The sequence below is a fragment of the Paenibacillus sacheonensis genome, from assembly GCF_009909195.1.
Taxonomy (GTDB): Bacteria; Bacillota; Bacilli; order Paenibacillales; family Paenibacillaceae; genus Paenibacillus_Z; species Paenibacillus_Z sacheonensis.
Map to the genome: position 1 here is coordinate 49739 of NZ_JAAAMU010000016.1, position 26474 is coordinate 76212.

At 56.5% G+C, this 26474-nt stretch carries 27 protein-coding genes; 18 read left to right on the top strand and 9 right to left on the bottom strand.

The genetic code is table 11. The features are described 5' to 3' along the window. The first annotated feature begins 2 nt into the window (after nt 1-2). Complete coding sequence (locus GT003_RS24080) at nt 3-1235, top strand: amidohydrolase family protein (RefSeq protein ID WP_161702715.1); 1233 nt, start codon at nt 3-5, stop codon at nt 1233-1235. Here the strand turns inward: GT003_RS24080 and GT003_RS24085 are convergent. Continuing rightward, the gene (locus GT003_RS24085) at nt 1218-2006 is read right to left on the bottom strand and encodes an SDR family NAD(P)-dependent oxidoreductase (RefSeq protein ID WP_161702717.1); all 789 of its coding nucleotides are present in this window, start codon (nt 2004-2006) and stop codon (nt 1218-1220) included. The genes GT003_RS24080 and GT003_RS24085 overlap by 18 nt on opposite strands. A 339-nt stretch (nt 2007-2345) precedes the next feature. Between GT003_RS24085 and GT003_RS24090 the strand changes: the two genes are divergently transcribed. Further along, nucleotides 2346-2939 carry a nucleotidyltransferase family protein gene (locus GT003_RS24090; RefSeq protein WP_161702890.1) on the top strand — a complete coding sequence of 198 codons (594 nt, stop codon included), beginning with the start codon at nt 2346-2348 and terminating at the stop codon, nt 2937-2939. Between the two features lie 68 nt (nt 2940-3007). On the opposite strand, the gene GT003_RS24095 is transcribed toward GT003_RS24090, so the two are convergent. Then, on the bottom strand, nt 3008-3610 hold the full coding sequence (locus GT003_RS24095) for a hypothetical protein (RefSeq protein WP_239566089.1): 603 nt from the start codon (nt 3608-3610) through the stop codon (nt 3008-3010). Nucleotides 3611-3931: 321 nt separating this feature from the next. Here GT003_RS24095 and GT003_RS24100 point away from each other — a divergent pair, with 321 nt between their 5' ends. After that, entirely contained in the window at nt 3932-4837 is a 906-nt protein-coding gene (locus GT003_RS24100) for an AraC family transcriptional regulator (protein WP_161702720.1), read from the top strand. A gap of 114 nt (nt 4838-4951) precedes the next feature. On the opposite strand, the gene GT003_RS24105 is transcribed toward GT003_RS24100, so the two are convergent. Together GT003_RS24105 and GT003_RS24110 are read right to left on the bottom strand one after the other, a co-directional pair. Next, nucleotides 4952-5167, bottom strand: a complete 216-nt coding sequence (locus GT003_RS24105; RefSeq protein WP_161702722.1) for a hypothetical protein — start codon at nt 5165-5167, stop codon at nt 4952-4954. 35 nt (nt 5168-5202) lie between these two features. Beyond that, nucleotides 5203-5793, bottom strand: coding sequence for a DUF3238 domain-containing protein (locus GT003_RS24110; RefSeq protein WP_161702725.1), 591 nt, complete (start codon nt 5791-5793; stop codon nt 5203-5205). A gap of 128 nt (nt 5794-5921) precedes the next feature. On the opposite strand from GT003_RS24110, the gene pdaA reads away from it, so the two are divergent. Further along, complete coding sequence (gene pdaA / locus GT003_RS24115) at nt 5922-6746, top strand: delta-lactam-biosynthetic de-N-acetylase (RefSeq protein ID WP_161702727.1); 825 nt, start codon at nt 5922-5924, stop codon at nt 6744-6746. Between the two features lie 207 nt (nt 6747-6953). Here pdaA and GT003_RS24120 read toward each other — a convergent pair whose 3' ends face one another. Continuing rightward, nucleotides 6954-7505, bottom strand: coding sequence for a MerR family transcriptional regulator (locus GT003_RS24120; protein ID WP_161702729.1), 552 nt, complete (start codon nt 7503-7505; stop codon nt 6954-6956). A 473-nt stretch (nt 7506-7978) separates the two neighbouring features. After that, complete coding sequence (locus tag GT003_RS24125) at nt 7979-8920, bottom strand: prohibitin family protein (RefSeq protein ID WP_161702731.1); 942 nt, start codon at nt 8918-8920, stop codon at nt 7979-7981. A 140-nt stretch (nt 8921-9060) separates the two neighbouring features. Between GT003_RS24125 and GT003_RS24130 the strand changes: the two genes are divergently transcribed. Continuing rightward, on the top strand, nt 9061-9303 hold the full coding sequence (locus tag GT003_RS24130; protein ID WP_161702733.1) for a DUF6953 family protein: 243 nt from the start codon (nt 9061-9063) through the stop codon (nt 9301-9303). 95 nt (nt 9304-9398) lie between these two features. Here GT003_RS24130 and GT003_RS24135 read toward each other — a convergent pair whose 3' ends face one another. Further along, nucleotides 9399-9707 (bottom strand): hypothetical protein, encoded by a 309-nt coding sequence (locus tag GT003_RS24135; RefSeq protein WP_161702735.1) that lies wholly within the window; start codon nt 9705-9707, stop codon nt 9399-9401. Between the two features lie 238 nt (nt 9708-9945). On the opposite strand from GT003_RS24135, the gene GT003_RS24140 reads away from it, so the two are divergent. From GT003_RS24140 to GT003_RS24145, 3 genes are all read left to right on the top strand, one after another. Next, complete coding sequence (locus GT003_RS24140; protein WP_161702737.1) at nt 9946-10659, top strand: pirin family protein; 714 nt, start codon at nt 9946-9948, stop codon at nt 10657-10659. A gap of 65 nt (nt 10660-10724) precedes the next feature. Further along, a complete protein-coding gene (locus GT003_RS32175; RefSeq protein WP_170312325.1) occupies nt 10725-10877 on the top strand; it encodes a hypothetical protein in 153 nt (50 codons plus the stop codon). Nucleotides 10878-11021: 144 nt separating this feature from the next. Continuing rightward, a complete protein-coding gene (locus tag GT003_RS24145; RefSeq protein ID WP_161702739.1) occupies nt 11022-11528 on the top strand; it encodes a hypothetical protein in 507 nt (168 codons plus the stop codon). Between the two features lie 287 nt (nt 11529-11815). Here the strand turns inward: GT003_RS24145 and GT003_RS24150 are convergent, their stop codons facing one another. Further along, complete coding sequence (locus GT003_RS24150; RefSeq protein WP_161702741.1) at nt 11816-12577, bottom strand: glucose 1-dehydrogenase; 762 nt, start codon at nt 12575-12577, stop codon at nt 11816-11818. A gap of 164 nt (nt 12578-12741) precedes the next feature. Between GT003_RS24150 and GT003_RS24155 the strand changes: the two genes are divergently transcribed. Continuing rightward, complete coding sequence (locus GT003_RS24155) at nt 12742-13353, top strand: TetR/AcrR family transcriptional regulator (protein ID WP_161702743.1); 612 nt, start codon at nt 12742-12744, stop codon at nt 13351-13353. 199 nt (nt 13354-13552) lie between these two features. Here the strand turns inward: GT003_RS24155 and GT003_RS24160 are convergent, their stop codons facing one another. Then, on the bottom strand, nt 13553-14188 hold the full coding sequence (locus GT003_RS24160) for a fumarylacetoacetate hydrolase family protein (protein ID WP_161702745.1): 636 nt from the start codon (nt 14186-14188) through the stop codon (nt 13553-13555). Between the two features lie 191 nt (nt 14189-14379). On the opposite strand from GT003_RS24160, the gene GT003_RS24165 reads away from it, so the two are divergent. The 9 genes from GT003_RS24165 to GT003_RS24205 all read left to right on the top strand — a co-directional run bounded on the left by GT003_RS24165 (nt 14380) and on the right by GT003_RS24205 (nt 26103). Continuing rightward, nucleotides 14380-15750, top strand: coding sequence for an extracellular solute-binding protein (locus tag GT003_RS24165; protein ID WP_161702747.1), 1371 nt, complete (start codon nt 14380-14382; stop codon nt 15748-15750). A 154-nt stretch (nt 15751-15904) separates the two neighbouring features. After that, nucleotides 15905-16795 (top strand): ABC transporter permease subunit, encoded by an 891-nt coding sequence (locus GT003_RS24170; protein ID WP_161702749.1) that lies wholly within the window; start codon nt 15905-15907, stop codon nt 16793-16795. A 17-nt stretch (nt 16796-16812) separates the two neighbouring features. Beyond that, nucleotides 16813-17637 (top strand): carbohydrate ABC transporter permease, encoded by an 825-nt coding sequence (locus tag GT003_RS24175; protein ID WP_161702751.1) that lies wholly within the window; start codon nt 16813-16815, stop codon nt 17635-17637. A 76-nt stretch (nt 17638-17713) separates the two neighbouring features. Continuing rightward, entirely contained in the window at nt 17714-19546 is a 1833-nt protein-coding gene (locus GT003_RS24180) for a histidine kinase (protein WP_161702754.1), read from the top strand. Continuing rightward, complete coding sequence (locus GT003_RS24185; protein ID WP_161702894.1) at nt 19524-20699, top strand: response regulator; 1176 nt, start codon at nt 19524-19526, stop codon at nt 20697-20699. The genes GT003_RS24180 and GT003_RS24185 overlap by 23 nt, the downstream gene beginning before the upstream one ends. A 1351-nt stretch (nt 20700-22050) precedes the next feature. After that, nucleotides 22051-23070: an iron-hydroxamate ABC transporter substrate-binding protein gene (locus tag GT003_RS24190; RefSeq protein ID WP_161702756.1), complete on the top strand. Its 1020-nt coding sequence runs from the start codon at nt 22051-22053 to the stop codon at nt 23068-23070. 230 nt (nt 23071-23300) lie between these two features. Further along, nucleotides 23301-24317, top strand: coding sequence for an ABC transporter substrate-binding protein (locus tag GT003_RS24195; protein ID WP_161702758.1), 1017 nt, complete (start codon nt 23301-23303; stop codon nt 24315-24317). Nucleotides 24318-24385: 68 nt separating this feature from the next. After that, nucleotides 24386-25309: an ABC transporter permease gene (locus GT003_RS24200; RefSeq protein WP_161702760.1), complete on the top strand. Its 924-nt coding sequence runs from the start codon at nt 24386-24388 to the stop codon at nt 25307-25309. Next, nucleotides 25309-26103, top strand: a complete 795-nt coding sequence (locus GT003_RS24205) for an ABC transporter ATP-binding protein (RefSeq protein WP_161702762.1) — start codon at nt 25309-25311, stop codon at nt 26101-26103. The genes GT003_RS24200 and GT003_RS24205 overlap by 1 nt, the downstream gene beginning before the upstream one ends. The last annotated feature ends 371 nt before the right edge of the window (nt 26104-26474 follow it).

Genomic DNA, 26474 nt, shown 5'->3' on the forward strand with positions numbered 1-26474 from the left:
GCATGAGCCACGGAAACGCAACCTATCGGATTTGGCTGGAACTGTTATCCGAGAAGCCTGTATACAGCACGCACGAGCATCACATGGAGTCGCATAAGCAGCAGCAATTGAATCTCGACCGTCTTTTTAATCAATCGTATGTAGGCTGGTGCAAGCCGGCGCCGGCCAACGATCGGGATCTGCGGGCGGCCTGGCTGGACGGCATTCGGACGAATACGTATTTTAGCTGGCTGCAGAAAGCGCTTTGCCGGATTTACGATGTCGACGAGATCACCGCGGACAATTGGGACGACCTGTCCGTCCGGATCTCGGCCGCGCACCGGAATCCCGACTGGCATCTGGACGTGATGAAGGAACACGGCGGCTATGCCGGTTTTCTCGAGGATTGCTATTGGGACAGCGGCAGCGACGTCGGTTATCCCGAGTTCGTGACGCCGATCTACCGGCTGGATATGTGGATGATGGGCTTTCATGCGGAGTCGCTGACGAACGAAGGCACGAGCGCGCACGCGCTATTCGCGCAGCCGCCTTCCTTCGAGGCTTACATGGAGCGCTTCGAAGAGGAGCTTCGCGGGCGGCGCGGGCGGATCGTGGGATTGAAATGCGCCTCGGCCTACCAGCGTACGATCGGCTTCCAAGCGGCTTCGAGGGAGGAGGCCGCGAACGTCTTCGGCAAGCATCCCTCCGAGACGACGCAGGCCGAGCGCAATGCTTTCGGCGATTACGTCCTAGCCCGCGGGCTCGAGCTTGCCGAAGCCTTGGAGCTGCCGGTTCAGTTCCATACGGGACTCGCGCAGCTCAGCGGCTCGAGTCCGATGCTGATGGAGCCGCTGATCGCGGCGCATCCGCGCAACCGGTTCGTGCTGTTTCACGGCGGCTTTCCCTGGATCTATGAGACGGCTGCGCTTGCGCATAACTACGGTAATGTCGTGATCGACATTAACTGGCTGCCGCTTATCTCTACTTCCGCGGCTATCCATGCGCTGAATACCTATATCGACGTGCTGCGCGACAACGGCTCGATCGCATGGGGCGGAGATACGTGGACGGGCGAAGAGGGCGTCGGCGCCTCGATGGCGTTCCGGCACATTCTGGCCAAGGCGCTGTCGGAGCGGGTGGAGGACGGTTCCTGGACGGCCAAGGATGCAGAGCGGTTCGCGGACAAAATCATGTTCGAGAACACGCTCCGCATCTACGGTCTAGAGAGCAAGCGCAGCCTATTCGTCTACGAGTAACGGCTTCTGCCAGAGGAAGAACCGCGCGCTGGAGCCGCCATCGACGGTAATCGTCTGGCCGGTAATGAAATCGGAATCGGACGACGCGAGAAAACCGACGAGCGGCGCGACGTCGTTCGGCATGCCGACGCGGCCCATCGGAATCTTCCGGCCTTCGATATCGCGGTTGTACCACGGAATGTCGGTAAAATATTTCTCCACCTCGATGACGCCCGGCGCCACGCCGTTCACGTTGATGCGGTGCGGCGCCAACTCCAGGGCGAGCTGGCGCGTCAAGGCGTTCATGCCGCCCTTCGAGGCGGAATAGGCCCCGTAACCGCGCATCGTCGTGTTTCCGTGCACCGAGCTGATGTTGATGATCTTGCCGCTTCCGCGCCGCTTCATCTCTTCCGCGCATGTCTGCGCGCAGAAGAAGGTACCCTTCAGGTTCGTGTCGACGACCCGGTCCCAGATCGCTTCGGTCATCTGCGACATCTCCACGACGGGATCGATGGCGGCATTGTTGACCAGAATATCGAGCGCGCCGAATTCGGATACGACCTTTTCCACCATGCCTTTCACTTGGCTGACGTCGGCGACGTCGGCGCGATGGGCGAAGACGGCATGTCCCTGCGCGCGCAATTCCTCTACGAGCGATTCGGCGGATGCTTCGCTGGTTGCGTAGTTGATGCATACCGATGCGCCCTGCGCAGCCAGCCTTCGTGCGATTTCGCGGCCGATACCCCGCGCGGAGCCTGTGACGAGCGCGATTTTGCCATTCAGATCGGACATCGTTTCTCGAACCTCCAATTAGAAATAATAGGATGAATATCCTTATTATAAGAGATTGAAGTGTTTTCGTAAACGATTAACTGTTAACCAAATGATAGACAGTTTTGATTGCCGGCTATAAACTTCGCTGTCGATCATGCTAGAATGAGGCCGACAATAAACAGAGCTCTTCTCGATGTTAAACCAACATCGGGAAGAGCTATTTTTTCAAAATATAGGTAGAAATAGAAAGGGATCTGCGATAGAATACGAATATATGTTCCTGTATTGATAAGGAAAGAGGTGGAATGCAGAGTGGAAGAAAAGGACATCCTTGCTCTAGTCGCCGAGGATGCCTGGATGATGGATGTCCTGCGCGCCGCGCGGTCGCTGGAGCTGCCGGACTGGTGGGTATGCGCGGGATTCGTTCGTTCCAAGCTTTGGGACGTGCTCCACGGCTTTGCGGAGCGTACGCCCTTGCCTGACGTGGATGTCGTTTATTTCGATCCGGGTTGTCTGGACGAGGCAGCGGAGAAGGAATGGGAACGCGAGCTTCGCGTGAGCATGCCCGATGTTCCATGGTCGGTCAAGAACGAAGCCAGAATGCATGCCGTGAACGGGTATCCGCCCTACGCGTCGACCGTCGATGCCATCTCCAAGTTTCCGGAGACGGTAGCGGCGCTCGGATTGTCGCTGAACGCGGATGGCGAAGTCTTGTTGGCGGCGCCCTGCGGCATCGGGGACGTCATCGCTATGACTGTCCGTCCGACGCCGTTCTTCCGCGGTCATCCGGCGCTCGAAGACGTGTATCTGGCACGGATCGCGAAGAAGAATTGGCAGCGGATCTGGCCCAGGGTTCGCATCCTGGCGTATGACGCCACTCGACCCCGGGTAGCCGGGGGCCAAGATGGCGGTTATGCCTCGGTAAGCCTAGGGTCGAGGGGGGCCGAGTAGTGAGCCGGTTCTGCCTTGGCAGGGTCCGAGGGGCTTGATGCCCCAGCTTGCCGGAATCATTTGCTTTCTCAGCTGCCCGTGCTGCCGCGCCTTTTGAGTCGGAAGAGCTGCTGCTGCAGCACGTTGTTGCCGGTTTGCGGCGCCATCGGCTCCGAGCTTAAGCCGGTTACGTTCAGGATGACGTTGCGGTTAAAAGCCGCCCGCGTAATGCGCACCTCGTATTTGAACGCGACGCCGGAGACGTCCGCATAGGCGAAGCTGGAGGTGCCCGGAGCCAGAGATACCAGGCATTTGGCCGAATTGCACGGTGTCAGATCCAAGGCGACGGGCAGTCCGCTCGACCAGTCGAATATTTGGACGGTTATCCTTTTCGCGCTCGTAGAGCCCAGATTTACGAGATCGACAAGCGCATAGCTCGTACCGGGGTTGCGGCGAAGAATGCCTGTCGAGAACACGGTCCGTTTGGTTGTCGCCCGGGCGCCGACCATGCGTGATTCCAAGTCGTGGTTGCGTATCCCGCAGCTTCCGCTGGAAGCTGCCTTGCTCGAAACGCCCTTGACGGAGGGACCGCTCATCATCGATTCGGTTCTGACGGGACTGCCTTTGATCAGGCAGCCTCCTGCTGCGCCATGCTTCACGGTTTGACCTGCCGGTGTTCTATGAATCGCCATCCTACATCTCCTCTTTCTCCTCCTTAATAGAAGGCTGATCATGCAAGCTTCTACTAATAGATGCAGTCGCGAGAAAGTTGGTCAGGGGGATTTGTCTCCTATTATTTGGAATATTTCCCGGCTGTCATAGCTCGCTTACGCGCGATAATAGCAAGAATCATCAAACGTTGGCCATAAAGTTGGTTTACAGTAAGTTTAAGTTTGGGGCAAACCGCATGCGCTACCGGGAGCAAGCCGGCGAAGAGAGCAAGCATCGTCAAGATTCGTCCGGTATTGCCGCGTTACAATAGCAGCAGCACGGAGAGGGAGGCGGGAATCCGAATGCGGACGGACTACTTGAAGCAGGTTCAAGCGACGGTCGACTATATCGATACGCATTTGGCAGAAGAGCTTTCCTTGTCGCTGCTCGCGAAGGTAGCGCTGCTGTCGGACTATCATTTCCACCGCGTCTTCCAGACGCTCGCGGGGGAGACCGTAATGGAGTACGTCCGCAAACGGCGGCTGGCCCGGTCGGCGTATCAAGTCTCCCAGACGGAAGAACGGCTGCTCGACATTGCGCTCGCGAACGGATTCCAGAATCACGAGACGTTCACGCGCGCTTTCAAGCGGATGTTCGAGCTGACGCCGGCGGAATATCGCAAGCGCGGAATCCGGATTCCGGCATATGCCAAGCTTAACGTGCTGCAGCGCAAGTACAATCCTTATTTGGGAGGTATTCAAATGGACTATCGCATGGAGACGAAACCGGCTTTCAAGGTGATCGGCTATGAGATTCAAACGACGAGCGACGGGGAGAACCTGAAGCAGATCCCGGCTTTCTGGCAGACTTACATCCAGAACGGCTTAGGCTGCAAGATTCCGAACCGCGTTCACCAAGACAGCCCGATCGAGCTTGGCGTATGCCATGGCTTCAATATGGATGAGGGAACATTCCTGTATCTGATCGGGATGGAGGCAGAGAGCTTCGATAACGTACCGGCAGATATGGTATGCCGCGAGTTCGGGGAAGCGGAGTATGCGGTGTTCACGACGCCGAAGGTGCCGGAAGATCAGTTCTCGCCATCGATCCAGAGCACCTGGCAGGCAATCTTCAGCGAGTGGTTCCCGCATTCCGGCTACGAGCATACGGGCAAGCCGGAGTTCGAGCTGTACGATTATCGAAGCGGCCCGGGCAACGAACTGTGGCAGATGGATATCTATGTGCCGGTGAAGCGCAAGGATCAGTAAATCTCAGACATGGCGTGGCGATTGTCATGCCGACGGCCGATGGCAGTAACAAAAACAGCTGCAGCCGGGATGCGGTCTTGATCCGCGTTCCGAGCTGCAGCCGTTCTAGTAACGCTATCGCTTTCGAATCTCGAAAAATTCGCAGGCCGCGCGATCGTGGTAGGCGACGTCGCTGACGCTGGATTGGCTGACGACCGTCGTGTCGTCGAACCGGATGATGACGCCGCCGGAGTCAACGATGTGGTCATCTTTAAAGACGCGCAGCCTGAACTGCCGCTCCATCGCTTCCTCGAAGTCTTCGTTCGTTACTAATCGTCTGTATAACGCCATGCCGCTCCTCCTTCATGAATCCGCGTTGAAGCTCGCTACAGCTTGCGTTCGAAATGGTACTCCATGCCGCCGTCCATCGCGGCGGGAGTGTCCCCTGCAGCCCGGTAGTCATGGCTGTACAAGAGCTGAAATTCACCGAAATCGACTTGCTTGTAAAATTCGAAGCATGGAAAACCGTCATGGCTGCCCGTGATCTCCACGCTGCCATCCTCGCCGTCAACGGTCACGCGCAGCAAGTAGTCGACTGCCGGTGCGCCAGGCCGCAGCGGGTTAGCGACGCTTGCGCGCATCGTGAACGAGACGGTCATCGCTTCCCAGGCTTCATCTTCCACGCGCACGCCGTCCACCGATGCTTTGTCGCGCGTGATCTGCGCTTTGCCATCGGCAGAGGTCTGCTTGACCGCAGTGAGACCGGTATCGGCATATGCGAACAGCTTGCGCCTCGCAAAATCGACGACGACCTCCTGCTCGATCTGGGAGCGTCCCGTGTTGACGGCGTGCGGCGTGAATTCGCGGGCATCGCCTGCGTATTCGAAGGTGACGCCCGTCTCCGGATCGCGGACGGCAGGCAGCCAATGAAGACCGCCGATAAAGACGCCGGCCCGGATTTTCACAAGATCAGCCATACCGATCATTGCTCCTTTATTGTGGAAGTGTCCATTTATTTTAGCACAAACCCGGCCCGGTTTGGTTCTTGCTTACGGCATCCGTGCATCCTCACATATTTTCCCGCGGGATGAGCCATATTACGAGCATGGACAAAGCTGGGAAAGTGGTGGAGACATTGATTAAACGTCGAGAGTGGATCATCCTGTTGGCGGCGCTGCTTCTTGCGTCGGGACTGGCGTATTTAAAGCCCGCGGCTGCATCGCCCGGCGGCGGTGCGTTTCATTTTGGCTTCAAGCGAAGCGTCGGGGGCGCCTTGCCCTCCATCAAGGAGGAAGGCTTTCAGAGCATCCTGCAGCAGCACGGGGCGATTTTCCTCGGGGATACTTCGCAGCGCGAGCTTTATTTGACCTTCGACAACGGCTATGAGAACGGCTATACGCCGGGCATTCTGGACGTGCTGAAGGCAAAGGGCGTGCCCGCGATCTTCTTCATCACGGGGCATTACGTCAAGGACAAGCCAGAGCTCGTGAAACGGATGGCTGCCGAGGGCCATCTCATCGGCAACCATTCTTGGAGCCACCCCGACATGAGCGCGATTTCACGCGAACAGATCAGTACGGAGTTGGCCAAGGTGAAAACCGCCGTCAGCGAGCTGACGGGTCAGCAGGAGATGGCGTTTCTGCGTCCGCCGCGGGGGATATTCAACGATCGGGTGCTTGCCGTCAGCAAGGAGCATGGTTACACCAGCGTGTTCTGGTCGGTTGCGTACCGGGATTGGGAACCGAATGCTCAGCGTGGCTGGAAGTATGCCTACGACAACGTAATGGCGCAGCTCCATCCCGGAGCCGTTATTCTGCTGCATTCGGTGTCCAAGGATAATGCCGAAGCGCTCGGACGGATCATCGATTCGGCACGCGATAAAGGGTATACGTTCAAGCCGCTGAACGAGCTGGAGAGCAAGACGTACTAGAAGCTTCGGGACCGGCCGGCTTCCGAAGCATTCATGCGACTGCGCATGTCGGCAGGCAATGAAAGGCTGATCCGAAAAGCTCGCATGACGCGAGACTATCACTGCCCGGCTAAATGCTGGCGAACGCGAAGAGCCTTGTTCCTCCCGGGAACAAGGCTCTTCATAATGCTTGCGTCTGCTGCGGGCGGACGGCGGCCGCGATGAACCTCAAAACCACATGAACATCGATTTGAATAAACCGCGTCTGCGGGAGCTGGCGGCAGGAGCAGGGGAGGCGGCTTCGTTCTTCCGTGGCTGGTCTGCGACTGCCGGGAGGGGCTGACGCGCATGCTCCATCGAAGCGGAGAGCTGCTCGATCATGCGGCGCATCTCCTCCAGCTCCTGGCGATGCTGGCGGATTTGGGCATTGACGACCTCGTCGGCCTTTTGCTCGAGGCGCTGTTCCAATTGAAGGATGCGCGTCAGCATATCATTATCCGCGGTGCGCAGCAGCTCGGAGCTAGCCGCCGTCTCGAGGAATGCCTCGTCGAGCCGCGGCTGTTCCATGCCAGGAACCGGCAGCTTGATCTGCTCCATCGTTTCTCCGCGTTCGATCGCAGCTTTGATCAGGCCGAGCAGCTCAAGGTCGCGCCCATTGAACATATAATGACCAAATCGGTCTTTGCGAAACACATTGGGATAGTAGGAGGCCCATCGTTTAATCGTTGTTTGACTCACGTTCAGAGAGAGGGCAGCGTCTTTGCTTTTCACGGCTTCCATTCCTCATCACTCCGCTTCCGTTGGGATTGATAAGGTTATTCGAGACACTGCGGCCGCCCCCCTGCAAGGGTGACAAAGGTAGTGTCGATTCGCTAAACAAAGTGGTTATACGCGATTGCTCGCGCGAAAGGAGAAGTAGGCGCTCCTCAAGAGGACCCACGCACTCCGGGCTGCATGGGCCGGAAGCGGACTGGCGATAGGTCGGGAGGCTGAACTGGCAGCCCGTAGGATCAAGCTCGAGCCAATAATCGGTCGTTAGAAGTGTTTCCAAGAAGAGAATTGCAAGTTAGGCATTCATAAGCGTTCAGGCTTAGAATTTTCAGAAGAGATTTCGTAATGGGGAATCGAGCGCGAGTGAAGCCAGAGTGGCGAGCCGACCCGTAAAAATGTCGAAACCGGCCTGGAACACGCCCGGGCCGGTCAACAATCCGCAACGATATGATTCGCGATGAGGTCTTAGCCTGGCGGGCAGCTTAAGGTGCATCCTTATCAGCGGCAGCACTGCCGCTTGCCGCCGTATCGCCGCTTGCCGCGGCATCCTCGCCTGCCGCAGACTCCGTAGCCGCCGGCTGCGACGCGGTCGATCCGAATGAATTGACGTCGATGAACGGTACGGCGCCCCCGGTTACGCTCGGCAGCTTGCCGTCCCATTTGTCCACGGCCATCTCCTGCACTTCGATCTGCTTCAGCTGAATCAACTCCGGCGTGACCTCCTGCTTCTTCAGCTTGAGCGACTCCGCTTCCGCCTGCGCCTGCGCGACCTTCTGCTGGGCTTCAATCTGTACGCGCTTCAGATCGTTCTCGGCTTTCAGCGCTTGCTGCTGGGCGACCTGCTTCGCTTCGATGGACTGGTCGAACGCATCGGAGAACTTGAAGTTGACGATATTAATGTCGTTTACGAGCAAGTCGTATTTAGCGAGCCGCTTGGTCAGGGCATCGCGGACCTCGCCGGCCACGATGTCGCGCTTGGCGATCAGATCCTCCGCCGGGTAGCGGGCCGTCACTTCCTTGACGATTTCCTGAATCGCCGGGTTCACGATCACGTTGTCGAACGAACCGCCGACGTCGTTCATCAGCTTGTAGGCCGATGCCTTATCGACGGAGTAGTTGACGGCCACGTGCGTCGAGACGGGCTGCAAATCTTTGGACGAGGCCGAAGTATCGGTCTCCGCTTTCGTCACCTGCACGTTCACTTGGATGATCGACTGTACGAAAGGAATTTTGAGGTGGATGCCGGGAGCCAGGATATTGTCGTTGAGCTTGCCGAACGTTTTGTACAGGCCGACATTCCCGTATTGAACGGTCGCGAATGCGTTCAAGATCATGACTAGCCCCGCAAACACGATGACGGCGGTCCAAATGAGGATTCGCAAAGGAAATCGCGGTTTATTCGTATTCGGTTCAATGACAGGCATGATGAACCCCTCCAATGTCGATTGGCCATGACGCTCTGGCAGAGCGTATGGGCGCTTATGGAAATCATACGTCCGGGGGAGGGGAAAGTGGCAACATTTTTTGGTAAACTGAATGGAGAGCATCGGAGGAGGAAGAACCCATGGAAAAGGATCAGAAAATTGAAGAAATCGCGCAGTGGATGCTGGAGGAACTTAGATCGGCAGGCAAGCTGTATCAGGATCAAGCGGTCGCGCACATTCGGGAGAAGTATGGCGATTCGTTCCTCTATATCAACGAGAACGGCAACGTGTCGATCGACAAGGAAGTGAAGAAGCGCTTCAAGAAGCTGCATGGCGGGCGCGCGGCCTGGGAAAGGGACGCTTTCTTCTGGGCATGGGTATAGCATGGAGGGGCGCCGGTGCAGGCAGCCCCTATGGATGTGCGCGGGAGCGATAGCTGCCCATTCATTGCATGACGCAAGCAGGATCACCCGCTAAACTAAACGTTGTAGTCGATGCGGCCGTCTGCCCAAATAATGAGCTGTTTGCGATCGACGTCATACTCGACTTCCCCATGCGTGGAGAAAAACCAGGTCTTGCGGTCGGCCGCACCGCCGGGCACGAAGAAAATATTCAGCTCGTCGCGGCTGCTGCAGATTCCCTCGGCATGTGCGCGGTCTCCAATTTCGATCATGATTTTCCAGCCATCCCGATTCGCGGCCGGCTCGATGGCAAACGGCGTTTCATGCTTGATGGAATCCAGGAACAGCCTTCCGCCTACGGTGTGACGGATATACAAATGGTCCATGACAACCCCTCCTTGACATCCTTACTATAGCACAATATGATACTTACATAAAGTAAGTAAATAAGCGTTTGGAATGTGGATTTGCGATAAGGCTGACTTGCGCGCGTTGAACAATGAACGTTGAACAGTGATCGTTGGACAGTGAACGTTGAACAGTGAACGTGAAGACAAACGAGAACGATGATTCCTATTCGTGCCAATACTCCCACTACTGCCATTACAAAGGAGCGTGTTTCCCATGATTAACGTATACCCGGCGTCCTCGCGTCATTCCGGCGATCTTGGCTGGCTTCAATTTAATTTTAGTTTCTCGTTTGCGGACTATTACGATCCGGACAATGTCAATTTCGGTCCGCTTCGCGTGTTCAACGAAGATTATATTCAACCGTCGCGCGGCTTCGGCATTCACCCGCATCGCGATATGGAGATCGTAACGGTCGTGCTGAAAGGCGAGCTGAAGCACGAGGACAACACGGGCGGAGCCGGCTTGATTCGTCCAGGCGAGGTGCAGCGGATGACGGCGGGCTCCGGCATCCTGCATTCCGAGGTGAATGCATCCGACACGGAAGTCGCGAATTTGCTGCAGATGTGGTTTCTTCCGGAAGCGAAGGGGCTGACGCCGTCTTACGAGCAGAAAGCATTCGACCAAGGGGCGATGAGAAACACGCTGCTGCCGATCGTCTCGAATACGATCCAGGGCGAATCGATCGTGAGCATTCATCAAGATATGAGCATCTATTTGTCCGAACCGGATGCCGGCACTTCCATTCATTACGAGGGCTCTGCTTCCCGTAAAATCTTTCTCTTCGTCATGCGCGGCGAGGTGACGCTGAACGGAACGCATACGCTCGGCAGAAGCGATTCCGCCCGCATTACCGACCTCGCGAAGCTGGAGATCCGTTCGGAGCAGGGCGCGCAGTTCATGCTGATTGATTTGCCGGGAATCGAATAAGCCTGCCAAGTCCCGTCAACACTGAATCGTAGGATGGTTACCATCGTACGCGAGGAGGAGACGAGATGGAGTTTAAACCAGCGTTATTGGACCGGATAGCCTTAACGCAGCTGCAGCAGCTCGAGAACGAGCTGCGCATGCATACCTCGGAGGAAATCGTCATTGTCGCCTATAAGGCAACGGGCGATTCGGATCGCGTGACGCATACCGCCGAGTAATGGGGAATAACCGATGAGCAGCCGCACGGGGCGCGAACTGTAACAAGTTCGTGCCTTTTTGCCTATACAAGGGGCAGGATTTGCCGCCAAGCCGACGAAAGAAGTTAGGCGAGAACGGCAAAGCAAAGGAGCAGAAGAAGAAACATGCGGTTGAGAACATCCATGCTGGCGCTCGTATGCGCGGCTTTAGCGGTCTTCATGCTCACGGGCTGCAGCAAAAGCGAGACGCCGTTGACCTATATGGACCAGGTCGAATCTACCGACTTGAGCGCCGAGCAGGGCGGAGCGGCCGACCTCGGCATCAGCGAGCAGGAGCTCGTGCGGCAGAAGGGCAAGCCGATCCGGACGCTGAACGACGGCGGGCGAAGCTTCATCTTCATGTACTCGGATTATCAGTATACGTCGGTCGACAACGAGGTGGTGGGCTACACCTTGAGCCCTGATTCCATGACGGCCAAGGGACTGAAGCTCGGCGCCGCCAAGGCGGATGTCCTAAGGCAATATGGCGACAGCTTCTACACGAGGGGCGAGAGCGGAAGCTCGGCAACGATCGGGTACATCGACAAGACGAATACGCTTGCCCTGGAGTTCGAGCTGAAGGACGGCCGGGTGAAGAATATCAGCGTCACGCTATTGAAAATGTACGAGTAAGGTCCATATCCGGGACACAAAGAAGCGGCAAAAAGAAGCGGCAAATAGCGAAAAACGGCTGCCCTTGGACGTAAGGAGGCGGCCGTTTTTCGCTTTTTCGTTGGAATTGCCCTGCGCAAACGATGCGGAATCAAGATTGGAGATTGCCTTGCGCCAATAAATTAGGCTGATAGATTTCCGGACTTAATTGCGCTAATAGCTAGCGGGATTAATGGTACGGATAACCTTAACTGCGCTAATTAATGGCGCACTATAACCGCGCGAATTCATGCAGGAATCGATACTGATTAGTAAGCGGACCAGCCGCCGTCCGCGGTCACGACCGTGCCGTTGACGAACTTGGCGTCATCGGAAGCGAGGAACAGCGCTACGCTCGCGATATCGTTCGGGTCGCCCGGCTGCGTACGCTGCAGACCCATGCCGGCCATAGCTTGCTCCAGACCGTATGGATCCGGCTCCGAACCGCCGATGCCGATGTTGGTCATGACGGCGCCGGGCGCGATCGCGTTGCAGCGGATGCCGAGCTTGCCGTATTGGAAGCCGACGTTCTTCGTCATCCCGACGACGGCGTGTTTGGACGCCGTATAAGCAAGTCCTGCCCGCGAGCCGAACAGACCGCCGACCGAAGCGGTGTTGATAATCACGCCTTGGCCTTGCTCCTTCATGATCGGAATCGCTTTGCGAATGGCCCGCATCGGACCGGTTACGTTGATGCTCATGACCTTGTCCCACATGGCATCGGTTACGGCTTCCGCGCTCATCATCGCATCCATGACCCCCGCGTTATTGACGAGAATGTCCAGCTTGCCGAAGCTCTCGACCGCCGTGTCGATCATGCGCGCGACGTCTTCTTCGTTCGTGACGTTGACGGTGACGCCTTTGGCACTGCCGCCGGCCGAGGCGATCTCCTGCACGACCGTATCTACGGCCGAGGCATTGATGTCGGCGACGACAACGCTTGCCCCTTCGCTTGCGAACAATAAGGCCATGGATTTGCCCATGCCTGATGCGGCTCCTGTGATGACTGCGCTTTTCCCTTGCAATTTCATCTTCGTTCATCCTCCTGTCGATTGGTCGAATGGTGCGTTCATTGTGGCAATAGGGTCCAGACGCTTATAATAATAGCAATCCGTTAACCGAATAGATGACATTTTCCCCGAAAATGTAGTCTCTCGACGAAGTTGGCGAACATGCGCAAGGGTGGGAACCAGGTATGACCAAAGTCGTTCATGAATCGGATGCACGGACCGCCCGTTCGCGGAGTCAATTGAAATCGGCGCTGCTCGAGCTGCTGGGCGAGAAGCCGTTCAGCCAGATCCGAACCAAAGAAATCGCCGGGCGCGCCCGTATCCATAGAGTCACCTTCTACGATCATTATGCGGCGAAGGAGGATTTGCTCGAAGAATTGATCGATGACGTACTGACGGAATATGCGGACATCATCGAAAGCACGCCGAGCAATCTGATCGCCCAATGGCCGCCGATGCTGCTCGTCAAAACGATTCGGCAGTCGATCCGCCATATCGGCAAGCACGCGGAGTTTTATCGGATCCTGCTGCTGACCAACGGCGTGCCCGACCTGACGAACCGGCTGCACGATCAGATGAGCCGTTCGCTTCACGTATCGCTCGGTCGAATGAGCACGAAGCATGCCGATATCGACTACGACCTGTTCATCGACTGGATCATCGGCGGCGCGATCGCGATCTATAAGCATTGGCTGCAAAGCGGCATGAAGCAGACCGAAGAAGACATCGCGAAGCAGATGCTCCGCATCACGCTGGCCGCGGGCCAGGTATTTAACCCGCGACGAGTCATCTTGTGAATAGGGAAGAGGAGGCATTCGTCGACCTTCTCCCCTATAAATAACGCTGCATCCGCCATCCTCTCCGTGAGTCATAACTCGCCGCCTGGCGCAGTCCAAGCACCTCATGCTTTCCCGCGCGAAGGCCGCACTCGGCGCGTTACCCCAAAAGAGCCGCCCGGGCGTCGAACAATCCGACGCCGAGGCGGCTCTTCACCATTTAAATCAAATCCACATAAAGCGGTCCGAACGTCTCTTCCTTGCCGCCGGCGGCAAGCTTCAGCTCCAGCGCGTCGCCGTCCGCCAGCGGTCCGACGCCCGCAGGCGTGCCGGTGTAGATAATATCGCCGGCGCCGAGTCCCATGCGCGTGCCGATGAAGTCGATCAGCTGCTGCAGGGAGAAGATCATGTCCCGCGGCGAGCCGGATTGCACGGTCTCGTCATTCTTGAGGAGACTGAAGACGATCTCCCCGAATGCCGCCTCGCCCCCGAACGGCTGAAACGGCCCCAATACGGCTGAGCCTACGAAGCCTTTGGCCAGCAGCCATGGATGACGCTTCTCCTTCAATTGCGACTGCACGTCTCGGGCGGTCAGATCGATGCCGAGCGCGATGCCGTCGACCAGTTCGTCCACGGTCATGCCGGCCTTATAAGTCTTCCCGATGCGGGCGACAATCTCCAGCTCGTAGTGGATTTCTCCGATCGAGCCGGGCAGCGCCAGCTTGCCGCTTGCCGGATGCAGCGCGTGCGTAGGCTTGGAGAAGATCATCGGCTCCTCCGGCACGTCGTTGCCGAGCTCCTTCGCGTGCAGCGCATAATTGCGGCCGACGCAGTAAATGTTGCGAATTTCTTCCATGATTCATATGCTCCTTCGCTTACGAGGTCTGTTTTTCCATCATGCCCTAATGATAGCACGAGAGGGGGGCAAACTTCATATCCGATCGTCGGCACCTTAAAAAAGCAAACCTCATCCCTTGATTTCGCGCATTGTTGAAAACCGGTTGGTACATGATAATAAGCGTATATTAACCCAAGGGGGATTTAAAGATGGTTAAAAAGTCCACAAAAACGGCCGCAATCGCTCTGACCGCGGCAACACTGCTGCTAGGCGCGACGGCATGCGGCAGCAAAAACAACGATAACAACACGAATACCGGCAATGCAGGCACGAACGCCGGTACGAACGCAGGCACCAACGCAGGCACGAACGCAGGCGCCAGCGACGAGAAAGTGACGATCAATTTCCAAAACATCTACCCGGATCCGGCGACCCCTTCATACAAAATGCTTCACGCGATCGTGGACCAATACCAAAAAGATCACCCGAACGTGAAGATCGAGCTCGAATCGATGAATACGGACCAACAAAAGTTGAAATTGAAGACGCAAGCGGCTTCCAACACAGTGCCGGACATCACGATCGTTAACCCGTCCGCTCAATTGCAGCCTTACCTCAAGGTGCTTGCTCCGCTGAACGACATGATCGATAAGAACGGCCTCAAAGACACGTTCCAAAAAGGCCTGCTCGACTACTACAGCGCTGACGGCAACACGTACGCCTTGCCTGACGGCAATAACATCGAAGTTGTCTACTACAATAAAGACCTGTTCGCGCAAGCGGGCATCACGGCTCCTCCGACGACGTTCGATGAATTCTTGGCGGACGTGAAAGCATTGCGCGCGAAAAACATCACGCCGATCGCCGAAGGCGAGAAAGACTCCTGGACGGGTTCGTTCCTGTTCATGAACATCCTGCTTCGCACGAACAACGGCCCAGGCTTCCTGAAAGACGTCAATGACGGCAAGAAAACGTTCAAAGATCCAGCGTTCATCGAAGCCGTAACGGCCATGCAAGATCTGATCCAAGCGAAAGCCTTCGAAGAAGGCGCAACGTCCATCGATTACAATACGGGCGGCAACATCTTCAAGACAGGCAAAGCGGCTATGATGATCATGGGTACTTGGGAAACCGGCGCGGTCGACTCTTCGGCTGTAGGTCCTAAAGTAGGCGTATTCAAATTCCCGACGGTCAACGGCAAAGGCGATCCGGACGAATTCATGCTGGCGCCAGGATCCGCATTCGCGGTCTCCGCGAACAGCAAGCACCTGCAAGCAACGAAGGATTTCCTGAACTACTTCATGACGGAAATGCCGAAGAAACAATTCGAACTGAAGAACGCAGTCGGCAGCGGCCAAATCATCACAGGCGACTTCAAAGCAGCCGGCTACTCGCAACTGGCGCAAGACGTGCTTGAAATGTTCAAAAGCCAAAAAGGCGGCGACATCGCGTTCGATAACACGATGAAACCGGCCATCGCGCAAGCTCACCTCAGCAGCATCCAGAACATGTTCGTCCAAAAGGTTGATCCGGCTGCCGTAGCTGCCGAGCACCAATCCGCATTCGACGCAAACAAGTAAGAATCGTCTGAAACGCACCGTAGTCGGTGGCGGGCAAGTCGCTTCGGCGGCTCAGCCCGCCGATTGACTTTGTTCGACGAAGCAGCATCGCGGCGGGCTATACTAAGCCGCGATCGTTGCTTCATACTTTTTCATGAATCAGGAGGCAACCCCAGTGAATGTTTTAAAAGTACCGGCCCGCACAATCGCTGTATTCGTCCTGCCGTGTCTACTTATTTACATCGGTCTCGTGTTTGTTCCCATTATCGTATCCGTTTACGACAGCACGTTGAATTGGGACGGCATCAATACGGCGAAGCACATCGGGATCGATAACTTTAAGACGATGTTCGCGCACGATGCGAATTTCTGGCCAGCCGTCCGCCATACTTTGATGTACGCCGTCTTCTCCATGCTTGAAATTCCGATTTGCTTGTTTGTCGCGGCACTGATGAACCGCTACGTCAAGAAGGCAAACACGCTCGTATCCATCTATTTCGTCCCTGTTATTTTATCCACCGTTATCATCGGCCAATTGTGGAAAACGGTCTATAATCCGGCTGAAATGGGCGGTATGCTCAATGGCATTCTGAATTCGATCGGTCTTGACAGCTGGACGCGCAGCTGGCTCACGGAGCCGAAAATCGCGATGTATTGCTTGTATGTCGTATCGTTGTGGCAGTATTTCGGTTATCACCTGCTTATTCAATTCACGGGCGTTCAGAACATCCCGCAAGAAGTATACGAGGCGGCCAAGATCGACGGCGCCGAAGGCTTCAAATCCGACTGGTACATCACGTATCCGATGGCGGTTCCGATCTTCAAAATTTCTATCGTACTCGCGTTTATCGGCTCTTTGCAGTCGTTCGACCTCGTATGGGTCATGACTGGCGGCGGTCCCGCGCACGCGACGGACACGATTGCGACGCTCATGTACACGAGCTCCTTCTCGTCTAATCAATACGGGTACGGAAGCGCGATCGCGACGTTCCTCGTTGTTATGTGTCTGGTTGTTACGGTCATTATCAACGCCGTGTTCAAAAAAGTCGAAGCGAAGTACAGCTAGAAGGGAGAACGGCAATCATGAAGGCAATTTCAAAATGGGTCGTGTACCTGCTTCTGGCGATCCTCGTTATTACGCAAATTTATCCATTGTTCTGGCTCGTTCTATACTCGCTTAAAACGAACGATCAGATTCTCGGCGGCAGCTTCTTCTCGATGCCGACGACGCCGCAATGGGCTAACTATAAAGCCGCCTACACGAGCGGACATTACTTGCAATATCTCGGCAACAGCGTGCTTGTCACTTGCGTGACGCTGCTGTGCGTCATCGTATTCAGTTCCATGGTCGCGTACGCGATTTCGCGCTTCAAATGGAAGTACGGCCCGGTCGTCACGCTTATCTTCTTGATGGGCATGATGATTCCGATGTCGGCGACCTTGCTGCCGCTGATGGTCATCTTCAAAAACATTCATATCCTGGATACCCGTTGGGCGCTCATCCTGCCGTATATCGCCTTCTCGACGCCGATCTCGGTCTTCATCCTGAGCGGCTTCATGCGCGGCATTCCGGCCGAAATCGAAGAGTCTGCCTTCATGGACGGCGCCAGCGTGTACCGGATCTTCCGCAGCATTATCCTGCCGGTATCGGTGCCGCCGATCATGACGGTCATCATCCTGACCTTCATTACGATATGGAACGAATATATCATGGCCGCGACCTTCATCTCGTCGGAGAAGTTGAAAACTCTCCCGTTCGGCATCTATACGTTTGTCAGCCAGTACAACGTCAACTACGGCGCAATCGGCGCATTCCTTATCCTCGGCGCGCTGCCTGTCCTGCTCGTGTACTTCATTCTTTCCGAACGAATTACGAAAGGTATGGTCGCGGGAGCGGTTAAAGGTTAAACTTAAAGGGTTATGTACAGAGTGAAGCATAAAGGGTTAGCAAGAAGCAATGCTGCCTCGGAAAGGCGGTAAAGGCGTGACGCGCGGTTTTCATTCCATCCAATATCGACTGTTCGTGCTTTTCCTGGTGAGCATGTCCGCGATCGTGCTTACGGTCAGCGTCTTATACTACAATCGAACGACGGTGCAATTTCATGAGAAGATCAGCAGCCTCTCGAAGCAGAACGTATCGCAGACGGCGGGCCTGTTCGATCTTCTTCTGAAAGGGTATGACAGCTTATCCAAATCCGTCACCGGCAATACCGACCTTACCCGCATATTGAGCAATCCTCAAATCGACAGCCCCGCTGTCGATTATTTTAATGAGCAGGCGATTACCAATATATTGGGCACCGCTTTTTTGTCGCAGGAAGACATCATCGGCATTCATGTGCTGACGGAAAAAGGGAAAGTCTATAATTACGGGAATTATGCCAATGTCATTAATCCGGATTACAAGACGACCGGCTGGTATGGCATGATTGCGGCTTCGACCGGCGACATGCAGTGGCTCGGCGTGTTCGATCACTCGATCATCGACCAAGTCGATGACCGCGACGTGTTCGCGTTCGGGCGTCCGATCTACGATCTCAACAATCATCAACCGATCGGCGTGGCTTTGTTCGAGACGGACCCGCAGGCGATCACCGCCGCAATGGACAATTTGAAGCTCGGCGCGCACAGCGAGGTTTTCCTGATGAACAGCAAGGGAGATATCATATCCACGACGGCGTACCATTGGGATCCCGCTTGGCTGTCGAGCCTGCCGCGTCCGAAGAACGGCGTGCCGGTCGTCGAGGAGCATGACAAACAGCTGGTCGTCGCCTCGCAGCTGCCGTTCGCGGATTGGACGGTGCTCAGCGTGACGCCGAACCGGGACCTGAACGTGGAGCTGACGGAGACGAAGCGATTCCTGATCATCGTCGGCGCCATTCTCGTCGTGGTCTCGGTGCTGCTTGCGACGATCTTCTCGCGCACGCTCTCGTCGCCGCTGAAGCGGCTGATCTCGGAGATGAAGCAGGTCGAAATCGGAAATTTCCGCGGCTCGCTTAACGTGACCTCCTATCGGGAAATCAACATCTTGGTCGCGTCCTTCAATCAGATGGTTAACCATATCGCGGAGCTGATCGAGCGCGTGAAGGTCTCCTCGATCAGCGAGAAGAACGCGGAGCTGCAGGCGCTGCAATCGCAGGTCAATCCGCATTTTCTGTACAACACGCTCGATATGATTTATTGGATGCTCGACGAGAAAGGGCATGATCGTCTCGGCGAGGTCGTGCTCTCGCTGTCCCGGTTGTTCCGCTACAGCAGCCACTGGGTGGACGGCGCCGCCGTCACGCTGCGTCAAGAGACGGAGCAGATCCAGCATTACTTGAACATCATCGTCACGCGCCTGGAGGGAAGGTTGACGGTCCACGTGGACGTCGGCGAGCCGTGGATGAGCATCCCGCTGCCCAAGATGACGCTGCAGCCCGTCATCGAGAACGCCGTGAAGCACGGCCTGGAGCCGATTGTCGATCGTCCCGGCGTGCTGCGCGTCTACACGGAAGAGGAGGAACGTCAGCTGCGCATCCTGGTCGAAGATAACGGTATCGGCATGGATGCGGGGACGCTGCAGGCGCTGAACGAAAGCCTGGAACGCGCGAAGGACGATACGGCCTCGGACGTGAACGAAGAGTCGGAACGCCGGGAGGGGGGCATCGGTCTCGTCAACTTGCAGCGGCGTATCCAGCATATGTTCGGCGAAGCGTACGGGATCGAATTAAGAAGCGAGCCTAACCGGGGGACGACGGCGATCATTACGATTCCGCTCCTGCCCCAGAAGGAAGGAGGCGCTGCACTTGGCAGTGAATATCCTCATCGCGGATGACGAAAGCGTCATTCGGGAAGGTGTAAAACGAACCATCAACCGGGCTTTTCCCGACTATATCATTCATCTGGCCGGCTCTGCGGAAGAGGCGGTCGGTATCATAGACGCGCAGCCCGTCGATATCGTGCTGACGGATATTTTAATGCCCGGCATCAACGGACTGGAATTCATGAAGATGTCGCGGCGTAAATATCCGCATGTGAAATGGGTCGTGATCTCGGCGCATTCCGAGTTCTCGTATGCCCAGGAGGCGGTGCGGCTCGGCGCGCGCGACTATCTCTTGAAGCCGATCGGGAAGCAGCGGCTCGTCGAGCTGATGGAGCAGCTTGCCGAGGAGACCAAGACGGAGACGGAGCTGTCTCGCGAGGGCGATCTCTTGAAGCGGAATCTGAAATATCTCCGCGAGGCGGTCTTCCAGCGGCTTGCTTCGGGGCTGGATATCGGGAATATCGATATTGCGCCCGTATTCGAGGCTTATCCGGAATTCCATCTCGTGATGACGCATATCGAAGAGGCCGTCAAATCGGTTCATCTCGAGCATTTCATCATCGAGAACGTCCTGTCGGAGCTGGTGGACCGGCATGGCGAGGGGTTCGTCGTCAATTTCGACCGGCAGAGCCTGCTGGCCATCGTCCATTTCAAGGACGCGGCCGAGGAAGAGGCGATGCTGGCGGAGCTGCGGACGCATCTCGGCCATTATTTGAAGCTGCCGTTCCGGATCTCGCACTCCGGCAACATAACGGACGTTCACGACATTGCCTCGGAAGTGAAGCGGCTCCGCCAGGCCTCCTCCGTTCCCGGCTTGGAGCGCGGCGAAGGCAGCGATCGCGCGATCGAGGTCGCCCTGCAGTATTTGAAGGCGCATTACAACGAGGAGCTGTCGCTGGAGAAGGTGGCGTCCGTCGTGTTTCTCAATCCCATCTACTTCAGCCAGCTGTTCAAGCAGAAGACGGGGCAGGGGTACAAGGACTACGTCATCAGCCTGCGCATCGAGCAGGCGAAGGAGCTGCTGCGGCAGCACGGCCTGAAGCTTGCGGATATCGCGGAGCGGATCGGCTACGGCGACGTGCGCCACTTCACGCAGGTGTTCCGCAAGAAGACGAATGTGACGCCTACGGAGTATCGTCAGATGATCTTCGCGGAGCGGGGGTAAGGGGAGGTTCCCCCCTGTGACCCCCTCTTTTCACTTCAACCTTTCAACCTGCAAACCTTTAAAGCTTAAACTTGCAAACCTTTAAACCTACAAACCTTTAAACCTACAAACCTTTAAAGCTTCAAGCTCTTAAACCTTCAAATCTTCAGGCTCATGTCAAGGGCGTTTCACAACCCCCTAAATCCCCCTTGCCTAAGGGGGACCCCAGGGACGCCGTCCCTGGACCCGGATGTGGCGCGCCTGCAGCGGGGCCGTCTTCGAACATTCGTTTGAGGAGGGCTCGTTTTCGTCTGCCTGGGCAGACACACTTTACGTGCGGCGTGCTTTCTTTACTTGGTGCCTGATGTTGGTAGGTCGCGCACGTGCCGTGCGCGACCTACCCCTTGCCTGAGACCCCAGGGACTCCGTCCCTGGACCCGGGTTTGGCGCGCCTGCAGCGGGGCTGTCTTCGAACTTGCGTTTGAGGAGGGCTCGTTTTCGTTTGCTTGGGCAGACACACTTTACGTTTGGCTTGCTTCCTCTACTTGGTGCCTGATGTTGGTAGGTCTCGCACGTGCCGTGCGCGACCTACCCCTTGCCTGAGACCCCAGGGACTCCGTCCCTGGACCCGGGATGTGGCGTGCCTGCAGCGGGGCCTCTTCGAACTTGCGTTTGAGGAGGGCTCGTTTTCGTCTGCTTGGGCAGACACACTTTACGTTTGGCTTGCTTCCTCTACTTGGTGCCTGATGTGGTAGGTCGCGCACGTGCCGTGCGCGACCTACCCCTTGCCTAAGACCCCAGAGACTCCGTCCCTGACCCGGGTTTGGCGCGCCTGCTGCGGGGGCCGTCTTCGAACTTGCGTTTGAGGAGGGCTCGTTTTCGTCTGCTTGGGCAGACACACTTTACGTTTGGCTTGCTTCCTCTACTTGGTGCCTGATGTTGGTAGGTCGCGCACGTGCCGTGCGGGACCTACCCCTTGCCTAAGACCCCAGGGACTCCGTCCCTGGACCCGGGTTTGGCGTGCCTGCAGCGGGGCCTCTTCGAACTTGCGTTTGAGGAGGGCTCGTTTTCGTCTGCTTGGGCAGACACACTTTACGTTTGGCTTGCTTCCTCTACTTGGTGCCTGATGTTGGTAGGTCGCGCACGTGCCGTGCGCTGCTTCCTGTGAATCAAAGTACGCCTGGTTTAGGTCTTCTTTTGTACCAACTAGGATTGACACCGAGGAAATTATTGACTATCATCGTATTTGTTTGATAATGATTATCAATATCAATATAAATTAATGGTGAGAGAAATGTCTTTCATCTGATGCCGACCGGGCATTGGGCTGTTGGAGGACATCTGATCGATACCAGGGGGAGAAACGACTGTCATGAGAAAGAAATTTATAAGTAGTGCGCTCATTCTTGTATTTACGCTGATTGTGAGTGCGTGCGGCAGCAATTCTAATGAGTCCGATGCCAACCCGAGCGCTAGCGCGAACGCTGCTGCCGACTCGAACGCCGGCACCGCTAATGAAGCCGGCACTGAAATGAACTCCGAATCCAATACCGAGGCCGGCACCAACCCCGGCGATTCTTCCGGCACTATTACGTATCAGTCGGAGAACGGTCCTGTCGTAGTACCGGCCAACCCGCAGCGCGTAGTCGCGCTTGCCGGATTTTCCGGACACTTACATACGCTGGGCATTCCGATCGTGGCGGTGGATGAGTGGTCCAAACAGAATCCGAACTTCGCCGTTTATTTGGGCGATACGCCGGAAGTGAACGATGAGGATCTGGAGAAGATCATCGAGCTGAAGCCGGATCTCATTATCGCCGCTGGCGACGTGAAGAATGATGACAAGTTGAAACAGATCGCGCCGACGATCACCTACACCTACGGGAAAGTCGCTTACCTGGATCAATTCCTGGAAATCGGCAAGCTGGTGAACAAGGAAGCGGAGGCGCAAGCATGGATTGACGATTTCAAGAAGCGCGCCCAAGCGGCCGGAGAGAAGATCCGGACCAAGATCGGCGCGGACGCAACCGTGACGGTCATGGAGAGCTACGAGAAGCAGTTGTATGTTTATGGCGATCATTACACGCGGGGCACGGAAATTTTGTATCAAGAGATGAAGCTGAATATGCCCGATAAAGTCAAACAGCAAGCGCAAAAGGAAGGCTACTATGCGCTGTCGACCGAATTGCTGCCGCAGTATGCAGGCGATTATATCGTCTTCAGTAAAGATCTCGCGCAAGACAACTCCTTCCAAGAAACGACGATGTACAAAAATTTGACGGCCGTGAAGAACAAGCATGTATTCGAGGTGGATACGAACCGTGCGTACTTCGATGATCCGGTCACGTTGGATTACCTGCTTGATTTCATCGTGAAGAGCTTCTTGGGTTAATTCCTTCGGCAAGGCAGGACCTCCTCGAACATTCGTTTGAGGGCGGTCCTTTTTTGGTTTGTGCCGCTTCCTTCGCGCGGTCCAGGGGGGGGCATACTCGGGGTTTATGGCGTGCGTCATAACGCCTAGGATTTGGTTATTATTGCGAAATTATGTTCTCGCGACCTATAGCCAAGCCAAGCGGAAGTGCGTTAGCGTGGTAGTGAATGGAAATTAAAGGAGGCAATGTAATGAAGAAAAAGATGCTGGCCGCTCTGCTCGTATCCGCGGCGGCGCTCGTGGCGGTGACCGGCTGCGGGAGCAAGAACGATAACGCTTCCGGCTCGGGCGCCAAACGCTACTCCATCGCGATCTCGCAGTACGTGGAGCATCCGTCGCTCGATGCGACGCGCGAAGGCTTCCTCGCGGCGCTGAAGGACGCGGGCATCGTAGAAGGCGATAACCTCAAGGTCGATATGAACAAAGCGCAGGCAGATGCCGGCAACAACCTCTCGATTGCCCAAAAGATCGCATCCGAGGATTATGATCTCGTGCTGGGCATTGCAACGCCGTCAGCGCTCGCCCTCGTGCAGGAGGAGAAGGAAAAGCCGGTGCTGTTCGCGGCCGTCACGGATCCGCTGAAGGACAAGATCGTCGACAGCCTGGACAAGCCGGGCGGCAACGTATCCGGCGCTTCCGATACGAATCCGGCGGCAATTACGCAATTGATGGATTTTATCGCGGGCAGCTTCGCGGACGTGAAGACCGTCGGCATGGTCATTAACGAAGGCGAATCGAACGCGGTCATCATGGCGGACTATGCGGAGAAGGCGCTCGCGGCGCATGGGATCAAGCTTATCAAGGCGCCCGTGACGGGAACCTCCGAGGTCAGCCAGGCGGCGGAATCGCTTGTCGGACGGGCGGATGCGCTGTATATCGCGCTCGATAATTCGGTCGTCAGCAGCGTGGATGCCATCATTAAAGTGGCGAACGACAACAAGATTCCGTTCTTCTCGAGCGATCGGGATACGGTGGAAGCGGGTGCTTTTGCAACCGTCGGCTTCAAATACTACGACCATGGCTATCAAGTCGGCCAAATGGCGGTCGATATTCTGAAGAACGGCAAGAAACCGGCGGATATGAAAGTAACGATCCCGGACAAGCTGGACCTGATTCTCAATTTGAAGGCTGCGCAAGCGCAGGGCATTACGGTAACGGACGAGATGAAGGGCGAAGTGAAGGATCAATCGGCCAACATTATCGAGTAACCACAACTAACCACGATCGGGGCAGGCGTTAGCAGCGCCCGCTCTATTTCGACAAGGAGGCTGGGCCGATGCTGGAGGCACTAACGGGAGCGGTAGAGCTGGGCCTGCTGTATGCCTTGATGGCGCTCGGCGTCTATATCACGTTCCGTATTCTGGATTTTCCCGATTTGACCGTCGACGGCAGCTACACCACCGGCGGCGCGGTTGCCGCGATCATGATCACGCACGGGTACAGCCCGATTATCGCGACGCTGTGCGCGTTCGTCTGCGGCTTGGCCGCGGGAGCATGCACGGGACTGCTGCACGCGAAAGGCAAAATCAACGGACTGCTTGCCGGTATTCTGATGATGATCGCGCTGTATTCGATTAATTTGCGCTTGATGGGAAGGCCGAATATTTCGCTCCTTCGCACGGATACGTTGTTCTCCGCCATCTCGGATAACCGCGCCGCGTTCATCCCGGTGCTCATTGCCGTGGTGCTCGCTGCGAAGCTGCTGTTGGACGCGTTTCTGCATACCGATCTGGGCCTTGCGCTCCGCGCGACCGGCGACAATGCCCGCATGATCCGCAGCCTGGGCGCCAATACCGATACGGCCAAAATCCTCGGCGTCAGCCTCTCCAACGGGCTCGTCGCCCTATCGGGGGCGCTCATCGCGCAGGAAGGCGGCTTCGCCGATATTGCCAGCGGGGTCGGCACGATCGTGCTGGGCCTGGCTTCCGTTATCGTCGGCGAAGCGATATTCGGCTTCCGTACGGTCTTCCAAGCTACGCTGGCGGTCGTCCTGGGCTCCGTCGCCTATCGCTTGATCTATGCGCTGGCGCTCCGTATCGATCTGCTGGATGCGTCGGATCTGAAAATCATGACGGCGCTGATCGTCATCGCGGCCTTGGTGATCCCGACCGTCAGGCGTTCCATGAGGCAGAAGGCTCTGGCCCGCAGGCGAACCGAAGAACTGCTCGGCGCGGCAGTCCGTCAAGGAGGTCGAACGTAATGCTGGAAATCGACCACGCATCGAAGCTGTTCAACCCGGGGACGCCGGACGAGAAAGTCGCGCTCATGAACGTTCGGCTGAAGCTGAACCCCGGCGATTTCGTGACGGTCATCGGCAGCAACGGCGCGGGAAAATCGACGCTGATGAACATCATCTCCGGCGTCATGAAGCCGGATATCGGCGAGGTGCGCATCGGCGGCAACGCGATTCAGGAGCTGCCGGAGCATGCGCGCAGCCGCTGGATCGGACGGGTGTTTCAAGATCCGATGGCCGGCACGGCACCGACGATGTCGATCGAGGAGAACTTGGCGATGGCGTACAGGCGGGGCGAGAAGCGCGGGCTCGGCCGGGGCGTGAACGCTTCCCGCCGCAAGCTGTTCCGCGAGCAGCTGAGCCGCCTCGGCATCGGCCTGGAAGAGCGGCTCGGCGCCAAGGCCGGCCTGTTGTCCGGCGGCGAACGGCAGGCGCTCAGCCTGCTGATGGCAACGTTCACGCAGCCGCGAATTCTGCTGCTGGACGAGCATACGGCGGCGCTCGACCCGGCCCGCGCGGCGCTCATTACGTCGCTGACGGAAGAAATCGTCCGCGAGACGAAGCTGACGACGCTGATGGTCACGCACAACATGGAGCAGGCGATCCGCTTGGGCAATCGCTTGATCATGATGGATAAGGGACGCATCATCCTGGACGTTCCGGAGTCGCGCAAGAGCAGCCTTACCGTGCCGCAGCTGCTCGGCGAGTTCGAGCGAATCAGCGGCAGTGCGCTGTCGGACGACCGGATCGTCCTGGGCTAAGCGCCGAAGACAAGCGAAGAAGAGGGTCGGAGATAGCGGTAGTAGAAGAGATCCAACAGCAGATGGCTTGTAGTAGAAGAATCGAACAGCAGCCGACAATTGCGCAAGACGACGAGCAGTAGGAGATACGCACAGAGGTCAGCTGGGCGGGGCAGAAGAAGTTTGCGTAGTAAAAGACGAGCAGGAGACGGCAGGAGAAGGCATTAGGCCGTCTCCTGTTTCTTTTATTTGGGTTCCGAGGGCTGGGATTCGTATGCTTTGGGCCGCGGTTTAAAAGAAGTCCGCAAATCCGATCGACACGGTTTTAACGAATTTTCGTATGCTTTGGCTGACTTATCGGCCCAATTCCAGAATCAGATCCGCCTCTGATT

Excerpts from the sequence above, each read along its gene's own strand:
- GT003_RS24080 (WP_161702715.1), top strand. The coding sequence starts at position 3 with ATGAGCCACGGAAACGCAACCTATCGGATTTGGCTGGAACTGTTATCC.
- GT003_RS24085 (WP_161702717.1), bottom strand. The coding sequence starts at position 2,006 with ATGTCCGATCTGAATGGCAAAATCGCGCTCGTCACAGGCTCCGCGCGG.
- GT003_RS24090 (WP_161702890.1), top strand. The coding sequence starts at position 2,346 with ATGATGGATGTCCTGCGCGCCGCGCGGTCGCTGGAGCTGCCGGACTGG.
- GT003_RS24095 (WP_239566089.1), bottom strand. The coding sequence starts at position 3,610 with ATGGCGATTCATAGAACACCGGCAGGTCAAACCGTGAAGCATGGCGCA.
- GT003_RS24100 (WP_161702720.1), top strand. The coding sequence starts at position 3,932 with ATGCGGACGGACTACTTGAAGCAGGTTCAAGCGACGGTCGACTATATC.
- GT003_RS24105 (WP_161702722.1), bottom strand. The coding sequence starts at position 5,167 with ATGGCGTTATACAGACGATTAGTAACGAACGAAGACTTCGAGGAAGCG.
- GT003_RS24110 (WP_161702725.1), bottom strand. The coding sequence starts at position 5,793 with ATGGCTGATCTTGTGAAAATCCGGGCCGGCGTCTTTATCGGCGGTCTT.
- pdaA (WP_161702727.1), top strand. The coding sequence starts at position 5,922 with ATGGACAAAGCTGGGAAAGTGGTGGAGACATTGATTAAACGTCGAGAG.
- GT003_RS24120 (WP_161702729.1), bottom strand. The coding sequence starts at position 7,505 with ATGGAAGCCGTGAAAAGCAAAGACGCTGCCCTCTCTCTGAACGTGAGT.
- GT003_RS24125 (WP_161702731.1), bottom strand. The coding sequence starts at position 8,920 with ATGCCTGTCATTGAACCGAATACGAATAAACCGCGATTTCCTTTGCGA.
- GT003_RS24130 (WP_161702733.1), top strand. The coding sequence starts at position 9,061 with ATGGAAAAGGATCAGAAAATTGAAGAAATCGCGCAGTGGATGCTGGAG.
- GT003_RS24135 (WP_161702735.1), bottom strand. The coding sequence starts at position 9,707 with ATGGACCATTTGTATATCCGTCACACCGTAGGCGGAAGGCTGTTCCTG.
- GT003_RS24140 (WP_161702737.1), top strand. The coding sequence starts at position 9,946 with ATGATTAACGTATACCCGGCGTCCTCGCGTCATTCCGGCGATCTTGGC.
- GT003_RS32175 (WP_170312325.1), top strand. The coding sequence starts at position 10,725 with ATGGAGTTTAAACCAGCGTTATTGGACCGGATAGCCTTAACGCAGCTG.
- GT003_RS24145 (WP_161702739.1), top strand. The coding sequence starts at position 11,022 with ATGCGGTTGAGAACATCCATGCTGGCGCTCGTATGCGCGGCTTTAGCG.
- GT003_RS24150 (WP_161702741.1), bottom strand. The coding sequence starts at position 12,577 with ATGAAATTGCAAGGGAAAAGCGCAGTCATCACAGGAGCCGCATCAGGC.
- GT003_RS24155 (WP_161702743.1), top strand. The coding sequence starts at position 12,742 with ATGACCAAAGTCGTTCATGAATCGGATGCACGGACCGCCCGTTCGCGG.
- GT003_RS24160 (WP_161702745.1), bottom strand. The coding sequence starts at position 14,188 with ATGGAAGAAATTCGCAACATTTACTGCGTCGGCCGCAATTATGCGCTG.
- GT003_RS24165 (WP_161702747.1), top strand. The coding sequence starts at position 14,380 with ATGGTTAAAAAGTCCACAAAAACGGCCGCAATCGCTCTGACCGCGGCA.
- GT003_RS24175 (WP_161702751.1), top strand. The coding sequence starts at position 16,813 with ATGAAGGCAATTTCAAAATGGGTCGTGTACCTGCTTCTGGCGATCCTC.
- GT003_RS24190 (WP_161702756.1), top strand. The coding sequence starts at position 22,051 with ATGAGAAAGAAATTTATAAGTAGTGCGCTCATTCTTGTATTTACGCTG.
- GT003_RS24195 (WP_161702758.1), top strand. The coding sequence starts at position 23,301 with ATGAAGAAAAAGATGCTGGCCGCTCTGCTCGTATCCGCGGCGGCGCTC.
- GT003_RS24200 (WP_161702760.1), top strand. The coding sequence starts at position 24,386 with ATGCTGGAGGCACTAACGGGAGCGGTAGAGCTGGGCCTGCTGTATGCC.
- GT003_RS24205 (WP_161702762.1), top strand. The coding sequence starts at position 25,309 with ATGCTGGAAATCGACCACGCATCGAAGCTGTTCAACCCGGGGACGCCG.